This window comes from Ruegeria sp. YTSC106 (assembly GCF_059609765.1).
Genome location: NZ_JBXWMI010000007.1, coordinates 219,682 through 233,756 on the forward strand (window position 1 = coordinate 219,682; position 14,075 = coordinate 233,756).

Consider the following 14,075-nt stretch of genomic DNA (forward strand, 5'->3'; position numbering starts at 1 on the left):
CGATCAGACGACTGTAACGACAGTTCCGATTGGGACCCGGCTGTATAAATCGATCACATGCTCGTTCAGCATTCGAATGCAACCGTTGGACACTGCCCGACCGATGGTTTGTGGCTGTGTCGTGCCGTGGATACGGAAATAGGTATCGACACCGTTCTGGAACAGATACAGCGCCCGCGCGCCCAGTGGGTTGTCTCCGCCTCCGGGTTGGACATAGTCATTGTCCTTGAATTTTGCGTAAGCGACGGGATCACGTTCGATCATTTCAATGGTCGGACGCCAGGTCGGCCATTCCTTTTTCACATCGATGGTAGCTGTGCCGGTAAACTCCAGCCCGGCCTTGCCGACACCGCAGCCATAGCGGATCGCTTTGCGAGGTTCAGTCACGTAGTAAAGATAGAACGAGCGGGGGGCGACCAGCAGCTGACCGGGCACAAACTGCTTTTTGATGCGCACGAATTGCGGTGTCGGATCATACTCGACCGCTTTTTTCGCGTTGGCGATACCCGGCAACATGCTGGCCGCAGCCCCAGCCAAAAAAATACGGCGTGTAAACATCGAAACCCTCATCGAATGACCAATAAAACCTGAGTACCAGTTTCATCATGATATGATATTTGGTCAATTCTAGGGCAGACATCACGTGGACGTGATGTGTCCTGCCTGCCACCGGAGGTCGCGGCGGGAAGAGGGCGAGGGGGATCCCCTCACCCGATATCAAGCTTAGGCCAGCTGGATGCTGTCGGCGCTTTCGCGGCCGTCACGACCGGCACGCAGCTCGTACGTGACTTTCTGGTTGTCGGCCAAGCCGGTCAGGCCCGAACGTTCAACGGCCGAGATGTGTACGAATACATCTTTGCCGCCCTCATCCGGTGCGATGAAGCCGAAGCCTTTAGTGGTATTGAACCATTTTACGGTGCCTGTAGGCATATCCGTGTCTCCTGTTTTAGTGCTGCCCACGGAGTTGCGGCAGCCTGGCGTCGTCGGTCTGTATCGATAGACTGACTGCCGATGAAGGAGACAGTAGGTCGAATAGATAAACGTAAGCTCTTTTCATATGGCATCGGGGCGAGACTGTGACAAGAGATTTTGTTGGATTTGTGCAAGGGTTTGCGGGTCAATTGTCCGGTTTGTACAAGATTCCGCCGACGGGTTTGACCATCGTTTTGAGTGCTTTCTATATGATGTGTTTTTTGGGTCGGAGCATACAAACGGAAATCAGAATCCGTTAACCAGGCCCGTGATCTGGTCACGGCACGAGCGATGTCCACAGTGCTCGCATTCCCGGTGCCGAAGGTTCTTCTACCGCGTTGCTGCCTTGCCCAGCAGTGTCAAACGGATTGAGCGGCCACTCTTGATTTTCACGGCTGCTGTGCGGCTTGGCATTCATGCTGCCCCAGGCTCTCTCAATCAGAAGGTCACACCCTTTTCCCGCAGCCACGCTGGTCGCGGTGCTGTTTGCCATTGGACAGGTCGTGCCCAAGTCGGGGTGGCCAGAGACAAGTGGACATGTCGATGGTTTTACCCTCTTTCAGGGGCATATGGGCTTTCTTGATGTCTTTCCGTCGAACCGACTGACCGAAAGTACTAAACCACTCTCACTGCCAGCTCGAAAACACTTCGCGGGCCTTTTCACTTTCCGGGCGCAGATTCTCGATCCCTCCGTAGGGCACACCTTTGCCCAGTGGCAGGTGAGGGTACTTTTCGATCATCTTCTGGTGCCTCTTCATCATGTCCTGAAAGGACGCACCGGACCAGAGTGAGCCGCCGATGTCCGGCGTGGATTCACGAGGGTCACGCAGTATATTGAAAACCGGGGCTGCGGCGCCGGGCACACCCGGCGGTGGCATGTGCATCTTGAATTCCTGCTTAACAATCGAACGCAAAACAGGGCCTTCGTAGATATAGACATAGTCTCGCCGTGAATTCCCTTCGCCCTCCAATAGCAAGGCCGTCTGGTCGATCCCGTCAATTACCCGATCACGCGGGATATGTTCACTGCCGCCCGCGATCCGGGCAAGCGTGGTGTACAGGTCTGAGACATGAATAATATCACCGGCATAGCTGCCCGCTTCGATTGCGGCCGGCCATCTGACAAAAGCATCGACGCGCACGCCTCCCTCAAGATGTTCAGCTTTTCCGCCCCGATAGATCAGTTCCATCATTCCTGAATCCGGGGAATACTGCTTGAAAATCCCGTTGTCCGCCATCAGGACGACAAGCGTGTTTTCGGACACGCCCAAGTCATCAATCCTGGACAGCAACTCTCCTATCCATGCATCCACAACTTCCATCTTGTCCGCCATGAAGCCGCCATTCCGGCTGGTTTGCTGTTCGGAATAGGTGAAGTTCAGCGGGTACAATGGCCAGTATTGAAGAAAGAACGGAGCGTCTTCCTGTGAAAGCCTTTCAAGCTGCTCCATCGCCTGAGCTTGGTAGCGTTCGTTCATCCGTTCGTAATGCGCCTGCGTCCATTCTTCACCCGGAGCAAGATCGACTTCACGGGCCAAACCGCCTTCTTCAGCTTCCAGGCCCGTTACAAGCCCGTAAGGTTTGAACAACTCGTCGATGGCAAACTGACCAGATTGTGTGGACCGGTGCCAACCATTCAGGTTGGTCGCTGCCGCGGCTTCGGGAGTCATCAAGCTCAACTGCACTTGCTGATGAACGGGAAAGAACGCCTGATCAAACCCCTGATTATGCGGGAACGATTGCTCAATGTCCCCCTGATGCCACTTGCCAACATGGGCGGTGTTATATCCCGCTTTCTTTAGGATCTCTGCCAGAGTCACTTCGTCCGCCGACAGACCTTCGCCAACCAATGCAACCTTAACTTCTTCCTGGCCTGCACGAACAGGGTGTCGACCTGTCAGGAATGCAGTTCGCGTAGGGGTACATGATGGCTCTGTATACATTCGCATCAACGACAGGCTTTCTGATGCAAAATCGTTGATCTCCGGGGTGTCAAATCCAGCCACGTAATTCAGCGCTCGATTGCCCATCAGGCCGAAACTCACGTCGTCAATCAGAATATAGACAATGTTCGGAGGGCGGTCGTTGTTGGCGGATCGAATATCTGCCAGCTTTGCACTCAAATCGGCATCTTGGGCGTCCCATCGGTCGCCGAACTGAGCCCTGAGAAACTGGTACTCACCGTCATGCACTATCGGCTGATCTTGAGCATGAAGAAGTGTTGCGGCAGTTACGGCCAGTGAAAAAACAACGTGAAAACGCATCTGTCCCCCCCAGACTAATTCACATGGAGGATAACGGCCGGAAGCAAGTAGTCAAATATTCGATTTGGAGAAAGTGAGTAGCCGCGTTTCGCCTAGAGACGTACGGCTGCACCTTGGGTGCGGTCATGAGTGCACCGTTTGCGAGGTTTTGGTTGCGCTCAGCCTCGCTGAACGCGCCCTTTACCCGTAAAGTGCTCGTGCCTCGGCGAAGGACAACAGGCGGCGGCTCTGCTCGTCCCACAGATGCAGGCGCGCGTTGGCGAGGCTTTCGCGGATTGTCATCCGGTTGCTGTTCGCCAGCTCATCATGATCGCGCAGCACTTCGGTCAGGCGGTAGAACGGAATACGGCTGTAGAGGTGGTGTACATGGTGGATGCCGATATTGGCGCTGAACCACTGCAACACCGAGGGCAGGATGTAGTGCGAACTTCCGTGCAACGCCGCTTCGTGTAGTTGCCAGTCTTCATCGGATTCCCAATGTGTGTCCTCGAACTGGTGTTGTACGTAGAACAGCCAAACTCCGGCCGTAGCGGCAATCAGTGTCGAGGGCAGGAAGATCAGCAACATCGGCATCAGCCCGCCAAAATAGTAGATGGCCACGAGTGCAACCAGAATGGCAAGATTGGTGGCCATCGCGCTGACCCAGAACCTGACGCTGTCTGTCAGGCCCAGCGGAAGGCGGTTTTGAAACAGGAACAGATAGCCAGGGCCAAGCACGAACAGGGTAATCGGGTTTCGATACACGCGGTACCAGAACCTGTTCATCGGTGTTTTGGCCTGATACTCGGCCACGGTCAGGGTGTGGATATCGCCCATCCCGCGCTTGCCCAGATTGCCGGAACTGTTGTGATGTGTGGAATGGGTGCGGCGCCAGACGTCATAAGGCGTCAGCGTCAGAACTCCGATTCCACGCCCGATCCAGTCACTGATCGTTCGATTCTTGAAGAACGCGCCGTGCCCGCAATCATGCTGAATGGCGAACAGTCGCAACAGGAAGGCCGCGTTGAGGACGGAAATCGCAAAGGCCAGCCAATAGCTGACTGACAGCGACATCCAGGACAAACCCCATAACGCGAAGAAGGGGATAATACTGACACCCAACTCGAAGAAGCTGCGCAGCTGGTCCGGTTCGCGATATTTGGCAAGCGTCGTTACCCAGTCGCGTGCAGCGGTAGTCTCCGGCTTATCCCGGAGCGAGAGAGAGGGTTCAGTCATACGCCTGCCAGTCTAGTGTTTGCAGGCAACCGGATAGACTACCACCCCGGCATGGCAAGAGGTTTTTGACAAAGTTGCTATATTTCGCAGTCAATTTTCGGTCAGAAGCGGGCTGGGGTGCCCTTTCTGTATCACTTGGACAGCCTGGTTCGGGACCATCTGCCGACATCGCAAGGCGGATGGCAATCTACAGGCTTGTCAAGTGTGTTTATCGGGCCTATACGCCTGCGGTGGCATTCCGCCACGAGAATCAAAACCAAGAAATGCCGTGTTTGGCCCATCACGCTTCGGGGTCATATCCGGCTTAGGAGAAGCGAAATGAAACTGAATGAATTGCGCGACAATCCCGGCGCCTCAACGAAACGCACGCGCGTCGGTCGTGGTCCGGGTTCCGGCAAAGGTAAAATGGGTGGCCGTGGTATCAAAGGCCAGAAATCCCGTTCGGGTGTAGCCATCAATGGCTATGAAGGCGGTCAGATGCCCTTGTACCAGCGTCTTCCCAAGCGTGGCTTCAACAAGCCGAACCGCAAGGAATTCGCCGTTGTCAACCTGGGGCTGATCCAGAAATTCGTCGAAGCCGGCAAACTGGACGCTACGGCTGCGATCACCGAAGACGCTCTGGTTGCGTCCGGTCTGGTCCGTCGCAAGCTGGACGGTATCCGCGTTCTGGCCAAAGGCGAAATCAGCGCCAAGATGAACCTGGAAGTGACCGGTGCTTCGAAATCTGCTGTCGAGGCAGTTGAGAAAGCGGGCGGTTCACTGAAGGTCACAAAAGCTGCTGCGGCAGAGTAATCGCTTGTGAGCGGGCAAAGACCCGCTTACATAGACCTCAGAGTTTTCCAAGACGCCGTCCGAGCCGGAAAACGGTTCCGGGCGGCGTTTGCATAAGAGAGACCGATTTATGGTATCAGCAGCAGAACAAATGGCAGCCAACACAAGCTGGGCTGCTTTAGGCAAAGCCACCGATCTGCGCAACCGCATCCTGTTCACGCTGGGTTTGCTGATCGTCTATCGTCTGGGCACCTTCATTCCGGTGCCGGGGATCGACGGAGCAGCATTGCGCGAATTCATGGAGCAGGCGGGGCAGGGCATCGGCGGCATGATTTCGATGTTCACCGGCGGGGCGCTGGGGCGGATGGGTATCTTTGCCCTCGGCATCATGCCCTATATCTCGGCCTCGATCATCGTTCAGCTGCTGACATCGATGGTTCCCGCGCTCGAGCAACTCAAGAAAGAGGGCGAGCAAGGGCGCAAGAAGATCAACCAGTACACCCGGTTCGGCACCGTGGCGCTGGCCACCGTTCAGGCCTATGGTTTGGCCGTTTCGCTGGAATCGGGCGATCTGGCGACCGATCCGGGTCTCTATTTCCGGATGTCGACCATGATAACGCTGGTTGGCGGCACCATGTTCCTGATGTGGCTGGGTGAGCAAATCACCGCACGCGGTATCGGCAACGGCATCTCCCTGATTATCTTCGTGGGTATCATTGCCGAGGTTCCGGCCGCTCTGGCGCAGTTCTTTGCAAGCGGACGCAGCGGTGCAATCAGCCCTGCCGTCATCGTTGGCGTGATCGTCATGGTGATCGCTGTCATCACCTTCGTGGTGTTCATGGAACGTGCATTGCGCAAGATCCACATTCAGTATCCGCGCCGTCAGGCCGGTATGAAAATCTACGAAGGCGGCTCCAGCCACCTGCCGGTCAAGGTCAACCCTGCGGGTGTCATTCCGGCGATCTTCGCCAGCTCGCTGCTTCTGCTGCCGGTCACGATCTCGACCTTCTCGTCAGGTGCTGCGAACGGACCGATCATGTCTTGGCTGCTGGCCAATTTCGGCCCCGGACAGCCGCTTTACCTGCTGTTCTTTGCGTCGATGATCGTGTTCTTTGCGTATTTCTATACGTTCAACGTGTCGTTCAAACCGGACGATGTGGCGGACAACCTGAAAAAGCAGAACGGATTTGTGCCCGGTATCCGGCCCGGCAAGAAAACCGCTGAGTATCTGGAATATGTGGTCAACCGCGTTCTGGTGCTGGGTTCGGGCTATCTGGCGGCGGTCTGCCTGCTGCCCGAGATCCTGCGCGGCCAGTTCGCCATTCCGTTCTATTTCGGTGGCACCTCGGTTCTGATTATCGTCTCTGTGACCATGGACACGATCCAGCAGGTTCAGAGCCATCTGCTTGCGCATCAATACGAAGGGCTTATCGAAAAGTCCCAACTGCGTGGCAAAGGCAAGAAACGCGGCAGAAAGGGAGCTGCTCGTCGATGAACATCATTCTTCTGGGCCCCCCGGGGGCAGGCAAGGGAACGCAGGCGCGTCACCTGGTTGAAACCCGCGGTATGATCCAACTGAGCACGGGTGACATGCTGCGCGAGGCGCGGACCAGCGGCACAGAGATGGGCAAGAAGGTTGCAGCGATCATGGACGCGGGCAAGCTCGTCACCGATGAGATCGTCATCGGTCTGATCGAAGAGAAACTGACCACCGAAAAAGGTGCTGGCTTCATCTTTGACGGTTTCCCGCGCACATTGGCACAAGCCGATGCGTTGGCAGCTTTGCTGACCAAGCTGGGCCAGTCGCTGCACACTGTGATCGAGATGCGCGTAGACGATGACGCCCTGGTGGATCGGATCACCGCACGCTCGACCTGCGGCGGATGTGGTGAGGTCTACAACGACAGGACCAAGCCGATCCCGGCTGATGGAAAGTGCACCAATTGCGGCAAGGAAAATGACTTCGTGCGTCGCGCCGACGACAACGAGGAAAGCCTGCGCACGCGTTTGATGGAATATTACAAGAAGACGTCGCCGCTGATTGGGTATTACTACGCCAAGGGTGATCTGCGTCCGGTGAACGGGCTGGCGGATATCAAGGAAGTCACCGCTTCGATCGAAGCCATCTTGAGCTGAACGTCAGGTTTTTGGTGTTCTAGAATGCCTACAACAAGGCTTCTGCCGTATTTCTGGTTGGCCTTCTTGGGGGCATTGTACTGTGTGGATTAGCCGTGATGAGTACTAGGTGGCCTGAGTACCCATATGGATTTTTGTAACGACCAAACCAGCATTCATTTCATCTTCGATCAGTATGTCAGAGAGAAGGTTTGCTGGCCGGATTGATATGGACTTGACGCCAAGCTTAAAAGCCCATATCGACCCCCATCCCTAAAGGGAATCAAGATCGCGTGAGGGATTCGTCGCTTGCGCCCCGACCACCTCGAATAATACTGGACCCTCTGGCGTCACTGCCACGGTCAGGTGTTGTGAAAAAAGGTTCCGGAGTTACGGAACCGCAACAAAAAGGAAAGTGACACGTGGCACGTATTGCCGGCGTAAACATCCCGACTGCAAAGCGGGTACCTATCGCCCTCACATATATCACCGGTATCGGAAACACCTCGGCCAAAGCGATCTGCGAAGCCGTAGGTATTGAAGCGCACCGTCGCGTCAATGAATTGTCCGACGCCGAAGTTCTGGCCATCCGCGAGCACATCGACGCAAACTTCACCGTCGAAGGTGATCTGCGTCGTGAAGTTCAGATGAACGTGAAGCGCCTGATGGACCTGGGCTGCTATCGCGGTCTGCGTCACCGCCGCAACCTGCCGGTTCGCGGTCAGCGTACCCACACCAATGCTCGTACCCGCAAAGGCCCCGCAAAGGCCATTGCTGGTAAGAAGAAATAAGGGAGGGTCTGACTGATGGCACGTGACAAGACTCGCGTTAAGCGCAAAGAGCGCAAGAACATCGCATCGGGCGTTGCCCATGTGAACTCGACCTTTAACAACACCAAGATCCTGATTTCGGACGTGCAGGGCAACGCCATTGCATGGTCCTCTGCCGGGACCATGGGTTTCAAAGGGTCGCGTAAATCGACACCCTACGCCGCTCAGATGGCTGCAGAAGACGCAGGCAAGAAGGCGCAGGATCACGGCGTCAAAACGCTCGAAGTCGAAGTTCAGGGGCCCGGTTCGGGCCGTGAATCGGCACTGCGCGCGTTGGCTGCAGTGGGCTTCAACATCACATCGATCCGAGATGTGACACCGATTGCTCACAACGGTTGCCGCCCGCCGAAGCGTCGTCGCGTCTAAGCGATTTGGAATTGAGCTGGGGCTGTGTGTACGCACGGCCCCAGCACGTCATTTTGAACCTCGGGCGTCTGCACCTTGTTGGTCATGGGGCGCGGACAGGAATGGAGGGATTACATGATCCACAAGAATTGGGCAGAATTGATCAAGCCGACCCAGCTGGAAGCCAAGCCGGGTAATGATCCTGCACGTCAGGCCACCCTGGTTGCTGAACCGCTGGAGCGTGGCTTTGGTCTGACCCTGGGCAACGCCCTGCGCCGCGTCCTGATGAGCTCGCTGCAAGGTGCGGCCATCACCAGCGTCCAGATCGACAACGTCCTGCACGAGTTTTCGAGCGTGGCAGGCGTTCGTGAAGACGTCACCGACATCATCCTGAACCTCAAGCAGGTTGCCTTGCGCATGGAGGTCGAAGGCCCCAAGCGCCTGTCGATCAATGCCAAAGGCCCCGCAGTCGTCACCGCCGGCGACATCAGCGAGAGCGCCGGCATCGAGGTTCTGAACCGCGATCACGTCATCTGCCACCTGGACGATGGCGCAGACCTGTTCATGGAACTGACCGTCAACACCGGCAAAGGGTATGTCTCGGCTGAGAAGAACAAGCCGGAAGATGCACCTATCGGCCTGATCCCGATCGACGCGATCTATTCGCCGGTCAAGAAGGTTGCCTATGATGTTCAGCCGACCCGTGAAGGTCAGGTTCTGGACTATGACAAGCTAACCCTGAAGATCGAAACCGATGGTTCGATCACGCCGGAAGACGCGCTGGCTTTTGCCGCTCGTATCCTGCAGGATCAGCTGTCGATCTTCGTCAACTTCGACGAGCCGGAATCGGCAAGCCGTCAGGACGAAGACGATGGTCTGGAATTCAACCCGCTGCTTCTGAAGAAGGTGGACGAGCTGGAACTGTCGGTCCGTTCGGCAAACTGCCTGAAGAACGACAACATCGTTTACATCGGCGACCTGATCCAGAAGACCGAAGCCGAGATGCTGCGCACCCCGAACTTCGGCCGCAAGTCGCTGAACGAGATCAAGGAAGTGCTGTCCGGTATGGGCCTGCACCTCGGTATGGATGTCGAGGACTGGCCGCCCGACAACATCGAAGACCTTGCCAAAAAATTCGAAGACGCGTTCTAAGCGCGTCTTCATCAATGCCCGGGTTTCCGGGGACAAAATGGGCATATCCGCCCCAAGGAGAGCCGGTGACACGCATCGCCGACCAGACAAAGCAAAACGCTGAAGAAGGAACTAGAAAATGCGTCACGCACGTGGTTACCGCCGCCTGAACCGTACTCATGAGCACCGTAAGGCTCTGTTTGCGAACATGGCTGGCTCGCTCATTGAACATGAGCAGATCAAGACAACTCTGCCCAAGGCAAAAGAACTGCGCCCGATCATCGAAAAGCTGGTCACTCTGGGCAAACGCGGCGATCTGCACGCCCGCCGTCAGGCCGCATCGCAGCTGAAAGAAGACAAAGACGTCGCCAAGCTGTTCGAGGTTCTGGGCCCTCGCTACGCCGAGCGTCAGGGCGGTTATGTCCGCATTTTGAAGGCTGGCTTCCGCTATGGTGACATGGCCCCGATGGCGATCATCGAATTCGTTGACCGCGATCTGGACGCCAAAGGCGCGGCCGACAAGGCACGCGTTGCCGCCGAAGAGGCTGCCGAAGAATAAGATCTGACACATGGTCAGGTTCGAACCTCCGTTCGGGAAACCGGACGGAGGTTTTTTCGTTCTGGCTTTCCGGGACATGTTACGGGACCTACTGGAGCGCCGACTTGCAATTCAGATTGCGTGTCAGCATATCTGGGCCAATCACAAAAAAACGGAGCCACCATGATCCGCGCAATGCTGACCCTTGTTGCTTTGACCTGCGCTACGCAAGGTATGGCCGAAACGACAGTTCCGCAGTCACAGGCTGAGATTTCGCTGGGATTCGCACCGGTCGTAAAACAGGCCTCACCAGCGGTTGTGAACATCTATGCCAAGATCGTCCGGCAGGACCGGGCAAGCCCGTTTTTTTCGGATCCGTTCTTTCAGGACTTCTTTGGCCGGGGTTTTGAAGAACCCCGTCAGAGAGTTCAAAACTCGCTGGGTTCTGGGGTTATTCTGTCTGACGATGGGTACGTTGTTTCCAACTATCACGTGGTCGGGTCCGCGACCGAGATCCGGGTTGTCACGACGGACCGGCGCGAGTTTTCGGCTGAGGTTGTGCTGGGTCACGAGGAAAGCGATATCGCGATCCTGCGTCTGGAAGGGGCCGAAGACCTGCCTTACCTGACCCTTCGCGATTCCGATCAGGTCGAAGTCGGAGAGCTGGCCCTGGCCATCGGAAACCCATTCGGGGTGGGGCAGACGGTGTCATCCGGCATCATCTCGGGGCTGGCGCGCACGGGCACGGCAACCGGGAATAGCCGCGGGTATTTCATTCAGACAGATGCTGCAATCAACCCGGGTAACTCCGGTGGGGCGCTGATCGATGTGAATGGCCATCTTATCGGGATCAATACTTCCATTCTGACCCGATCGGGTGGATCAAATGGCATCGGCTTTGCTATCCCTGCCAATCTGGTGGCGCAATTCCTGAAGCAGGCGCAGCAGGGGAATGACAGTTTCGTCAGCCCGTGGGCGGGAATGTCGGGTCAACACATGAGCGCAGATATCGCGGAGTCCCTTGGTCTGGCCATCCCGTTGGGCGTTGTGATCTCTGACCTGCATGAACTCAGCCCGCTGCGCGACGCGGGGCTCAGAGTGGGAGATGTGGTAACGCATGTGGACGGGGATGAGGTAAACTCGCCCGCCGAGATGAAGTTTCGGATGTCGGTCGCCGGGGTTGGTGGAACCTCGGTTCTGACCCGTTTGCGCGGCGCGCAAAGTGAAGATGTTGAGGTGGCCCTTATCAAAGCCCCCGATGTTCCGGCCGCCGAAGAAACGACGTTGAATGACAGAACCGTTCTTCCGGGCTTGGTGGTATCTCGGGTCAATCCTGTCATGATCACCAAGATGGGTTTGTTGCTGTCGCAGACCGGTGTCGTCGTGGTGGATCCCGGTCCGTACGGCGCAAGGGCGGGTTTGCGATCCGGTGATATTCTTGAAAGCATCAATTCTGAAGAAATCCAGCGCCCTCGGGACGTTGAGACCGCGCTGACCGACCCGGGCCGTCGCGTGCAGATTGGTCTGCTGCGCGGGGGGCGGTCCGTTTCTTTGCGGTTCCGGTTGTGACCTGTGAGTGATCTGTTCGATACCGGGCCGGCAGAACCCGCCGCTTCCCCACACCGGCCTCTGGCTGACCGGTTGCGGCCTCGATCCCTGGCCGAGGTGATCGGGCAGGAACAGGTGCTGGGCCCCGAAGCCCCGCTGGGTGTTATGCTGGCGGCAGGTAGTTTATCCAGCCTGATCTTCTGGGGCCCACCCGGAGTTGGAAAGACGACGATTGCACGGCTGTTGGCACAGGAAACCGATCTGCACTTCGTTCAGATCAGTGCGATCTTTACTGGTGTGCCGGATCTGAAGAAAGTCTTCGAGTCCGCCAAAATCCGCCGCCAGAACGGGCAGGGCACGTTGTTGTTCGTGGACGAGATCCACCGCTTCAACAAGGCACAGCAAGACGGGTTTCTGCCCCATATGGAAGACGGCACCATCCTGTTGGTCGGCGCAACGACCGAGAACCCGTCCTTTGAACTGAATGCCGCTGTACTCAGCCGGTCGCAGGTGTTGGTGCTGGAACGGCTCAGCCTTGCCGATCTGGAGCGTCTGACCCAGCGGGCCGAAAAAGAGCTGAACCGTGCGTTGCCATTGACGCCTGCCGCACGCGATGCGTTGCAGGAGATGGCCGATGGCGACGGTCGGGCTTTGCTGAACCTGATCGAACAGGTTTCAGCGTGGAAGGTGGATGCGCCGCTGGGCCCCGATGCGCTGTCGACGCGATTGATGCGGCGGGCTGCGAAGTACGACAAGTCTGGTGATGAGCATTACAACCTGATCTCGGCCCTGCACAAATCGGTGCGCGGCTCTGACCCGGATGCGGCTTTGTATTGGTTTGCGCGCATGCTGACCGGGGGCGAGGACCCAAGGTATCTTGCACGCAGGATCACACGCATGGCCGTCGAGGATATAGGCTTGGCCGATCCACAGGCGCAGGCCATTTGCTTGCAATCGTGGGAAACCTACGAACGTCTGGGTTCCCCGGAAGGAGAGTTGGCGCTTGCTCAGGCGCTGGTCTATCTAGCCCTGGCGCCAAAATCCAACGGCACCTATGTCGGCTACAAGGCGGCAATGCGATTGGCCAAGCAATCCGGCAGCGAGCCACCGCCCAAGCATATCCTGAACGCGCCGACCTCTTTGATGAAGGATCAGGGATATGGTGCAGGCTATGCCTATGACCATGATGCCGAGGACGGGTTTTCCGGTCAGGACTACTTCCCCGAGACAATGAAACGCCCGGTTCTGTATCAACCGGTCGAACGTGGGTTTGAGCGTGAGTTGAAGAAGCGCCTCGATTACTTTGCCAAGTTGCGGACGCAGCGGAACAGCTAGTTACGCAGGGTCAGTTGTGGACCTTCCGCAGCGTCACAGACGACAGGATTGAAATTGGACGCTTCCCTTGGGTTAACGCTTGCAGGGGAGGACTTGGTATGCCGATTTCAATCGAAAAATCCGAGAGTGTCTGGACCGTCATCCACGACAGGCCGGATGCGCGGAATGCCGTTGATACGGAACATGCCGAGGCTCTGGTTGAGGCATTTCTGAGTTTTGAGGCCAGTTCGGCCAAGGCTGCGGTATTCTGGGGCAAAGGTGGCAATTTCTGTGCAGGGTGGGATCTGAAACTTGCCGCATCGCTGGCCGATCCCGAGCGACGCGAAGCATATTTCGACAAACACAGCTTCCCCATCGGGTCGGCTCCTTCAACGCTGGGGCCCATGGGGCCTTCGCGGTTGGAGCTTACGAAGCCCGTCATTGGCGCGATTGAGGGCGCGGCAGTGGCCGGAGGAATGGAGCTTGCCTTGTGGTGCGATATCCGGGTCATGGCGGAAACGGCTTACTTGGGTGTTTTTTGCCGACGTTGGGGGATTACCCTGATGGATGGTGGCTCGGTCAGGTTGCCGCGTCTGGTGGGGCAGGGCAAGGCATTGGAGATTGCTCTGACCGGGCGCAAGGTCGAAGCTGAAGAGTGTTGCAGGATTGGGTTGGCGGAAAAGGTCGTCTCACATGGCACAGCACGCAGTGCAGCCGAAAAAATGGCCCATGAAATAGCCCGTTTTCCACAAGAGGCCGTTCGTGCAGACCGCCGATCAATCATTGAAACACATGGAATGCCGGTTCGGGACGCGCTGAAGATCGAATGGGCCAACGGGTTGGACGCCATTCGCCGAGAAGGTACCGCTGGGGCTGGCCGGTTTCGGGATGGAGCAGGGCGACACGGTAACTTCTCGAACATCTGAGAACCACAGCCAGATACCTTGACTCTTGCCGCGTTGCGCGCGACAGACGCCCATGATTTCTGGGACACGGGTAAACACGCAATCCGGGCGGATCACCCGCGCGGAA

At 57.0% G+C, this 14,075-nt stretch carries 14 protein-coding genes; 10 read left to right on the forward strand and 4 right to left on the reverse strand.

Annotated elements, in window-relative coordinates; translation table 11 throughout:
• Positions 1 to 3: 3 nt before the first annotated feature.
• The 4 genes from AC2FEB_RS12125 to AC2FEB_RS12140 form a co-directional block, all read right to left on the reverse strand.
• Positions 4 to 558 carry a L,D-transpeptidase gene (locus AC2FEB_RS12125; RefSeq protein ID WP_496672203.1) on the reverse strand — a complete coding sequence of 185 codons (555 nt, stop codon included), beginning with the start codon at positions 556 to 558 and terminating at the stop codon, positions 4 to 6.
• Between the two features lie 165 nt (positions 559 to 723).
• Entirely contained in the window at positions 724 to 930 is a 207-nt protein-coding gene (locus AC2FEB_RS12130; RefSeq protein WP_117870195.1) for a cold-shock protein, read from the reverse strand.
• Positions 931 to 1,598: 668 nt separating this feature from the next.
• Positions 1,599 to 3,236, reverse strand: a complete 1,638-nt coding sequence (locus AC2FEB_RS12135; RefSeq protein WP_299899032.1) for a sulfatase-like hydrolase/transferase — start codon at positions 3,234 to 3,236, stop codon at positions 1,599 to 1,601.
• Positions 3,237 to 3,416: 180 nt separating this feature from the next.
• Positions 3,417 to 4,451, reverse strand: a complete 1,035-nt coding sequence (locus AC2FEB_RS12140; RefSeq protein ID WP_117870189.1) for a fatty acid desaturase — start codon at positions 4,449 to 4,451, stop codon at positions 3,417 to 3,419.
• Positions 4,452 to 4,769: 318 nt separating this feature from the next.
• Between AC2FEB_RS12140 and rplO the strand changes: the two genes are divergently transcribed.
• The 10 genes from rplO (at position 4,770) to AC2FEB_RS12190 (ending at position 13,969) form a co-directional block, all read left to right on the forward strand.
• Positions 4,770 to 5,243: a 50S ribosomal protein L15 gene (rplO, locus tag AC2FEB_RS12145; protein ID WP_117870187.1), complete on the forward strand. Its 474-nt coding sequence runs from the start codon at positions 4,770 to 4,772 to the stop codon at positions 5,241 to 5,243.
• A gap of 109 nt (positions 5,244 to 5,352) precedes the next feature.
• Positions 5,353 to 6,717 carry a preprotein translocase subunit SecY gene (secY, locus tag AC2FEB_RS12150; protein ID WP_117870185.1) on the forward strand — a complete coding sequence of 455 codons (1,365 nt, stop codon included), beginning with the start codon at positions 5,353 to 5,355 and terminating at the stop codon, positions 6,715 to 6,717.
• On the forward strand, positions 6,714 to 7,358 hold the full coding sequence (locus tag AC2FEB_RS12155) for an adenylate kinase (protein WP_496672197.1): 645 nt from the start codon (positions 6,714 to 6,716) through the stop codon (positions 7,356 to 7,358). Before secY ends, AC2FEB_RS12155 begins: the two co-directional genes overlap by 4 nt.
• Positions 7,359 to 7,759: 401 nt before the next feature.
• Positions 7,760 to 8,128 carry a 30S ribosomal protein S13 gene (gene rpsM / locus AC2FEB_RS12160; RefSeq protein ID WP_008757392.1) on the forward strand — a complete coding sequence of 123 codons (369 nt, stop codon included), beginning with the start codon at positions 7,760 to 7,762 and terminating at the stop codon, positions 8,126 to 8,128.
• Positions 8,129 to 8,143: 15 nt separating this feature from the next.
• A complete protein-coding gene (gene rpsK / locus AC2FEB_RS12165; RefSeq protein ID WP_058283499.1) occupies positions 8,144 to 8,533 on the forward strand; it encodes a 30S ribosomal protein S11 in 390 nt (129 codons plus the stop codon).
• Between the two features lie 114 nt (positions 8,534 to 8,647).
• Complete coding sequence (locus AC2FEB_RS12170; protein WP_117870179.1) at positions 8,648 to 9,664, forward strand: DNA-directed RNA polymerase subunit alpha; 1,017 nt, start codon at positions 8,648 to 8,650, stop codon at positions 9,662 to 9,664.
• A gap of 118 nt (positions 9,665 to 9,782) precedes the next feature.
• Complete coding sequence (gene rplQ, locus AC2FEB_RS12175) at positions 9,783 to 10,202, forward strand: 50S ribosomal protein L17 (RefSeq protein WP_117870177.1); 420 nt, start codon at positions 9,783 to 9,785, stop codon at positions 10,200 to 10,202.
• A gap of 162 nt (positions 10,203 to 10,364) precedes the next feature.
• The gene (locus AC2FEB_RS12180; protein ID WP_496672192.1) at positions 10,365 to 11,750 is read left to right on the forward strand and encodes a trypsin-like peptidase domain-containing protein; all 1,386 of its coding nucleotides are present in this window, start codon (positions 10,365 to 10,367) and stop codon (positions 11,748 to 11,750) included.
• 3 nt (positions 11,751 to 11,753) lie between these two features.
• Positions 11,754 to 13,064 carry a replication-associated recombination protein A gene (locus AC2FEB_RS12185; protein WP_117870175.1) on the forward strand — a complete coding sequence of 437 codons (1,311 nt, stop codon included), beginning with the start codon at positions 11,754 to 11,756 and terminating at the stop codon, positions 13,062 to 13,064.
• Between the two features lie 98 nt (positions 13,065 to 13,162).
• Complete coding sequence (locus tag AC2FEB_RS12190; protein WP_496672189.1) at positions 13,163 to 13,969, forward strand: crotonase/enoyl-CoA hydratase family protein; 807 nt, start codon at positions 13,163 to 13,165, stop codon at positions 13,967 to 13,969.
• Positions 13,970 to 14,075 lie beyond the last annotated feature (106 nt).

Bases quoted from the DNA above. Each gene is read 5' to 3' on its own strand.
- AC2FEB_RS12125 (WP_496672203.1), bottom strand. From the start codon at position 558: ATGTTTACACGCCGTATTTTTTTGGCTGGGGCTGCGGCCAGCATGTTG.
- AC2FEB_RS12130 (WP_117870195.1), bottom strand. From the start codon at position 930: ATGCCTACAGGCACCGTAAAATGGTTCAATACCACTAAAGGCTTCGGC.
- AC2FEB_RS12135 (WP_299899032.1), bottom strand. From the start codon at position 3,236: ATGCGTTTTCACGTTGTTTTTTCACTGGCCGTAACTGCCGCAACACTT.
- AC2FEB_RS12140 (WP_117870189.1), bottom strand. From the start codon at position 4,451: ATGACTGAACCCTCTCTCTCGCTCCGGGATAAGCCGGAGACTACCGCT.
- rplO (WP_117870187.1), top strand. From the start codon at position 4,770: ATGAAACTGAATGAATTGCGCGACAATCCCGGCGCCTCAACGAAACGC.
- secY (WP_117870185.1), top strand. From the start codon at position 5,353: ATGGTATCAGCAGCAGAACAAATGGCAGCCAACACAAGCTGGGCTGCT.
- AC2FEB_RS12155 (WP_496672197.1), top strand. From the start codon at position 6,714: ATGAACATCATTCTTCTGGGCCCCCCGGGGGCAGGCAAGGGAACGCAG.
- rpsK (WP_058283499.1), top strand. From the start codon at position 8,144: ATGGCACGTGACAAGACTCGCGTTAAGCGCAAAGAGCGCAAGAACATC.
- AC2FEB_RS12170 (WP_117870179.1), top strand. From the start codon at position 8,648: ATGATCCACAAGAATTGGGCAGAATTGATCAAGCCGACCCAGCTGGAA.
- rplQ (WP_117870177.1), top strand. From the start codon at position 9,783: ATGCGTCACGCACGTGGTTACCGCCGCCTGAACCGTACTCATGAGCAC.
- AC2FEB_RS12180 (WP_496672192.1), top strand. From the start codon at position 10,365: ATGATCCGCGCAATGCTGACCCTTGTTGCTTTGACCTGCGCTACGCAA.
- AC2FEB_RS12190 (WP_496672189.1), top strand. From the start codon at position 13,163: ATGCCGATTTCAATCGAAAAATCCGAGAGTGTCTGGACCGTCATCCAC.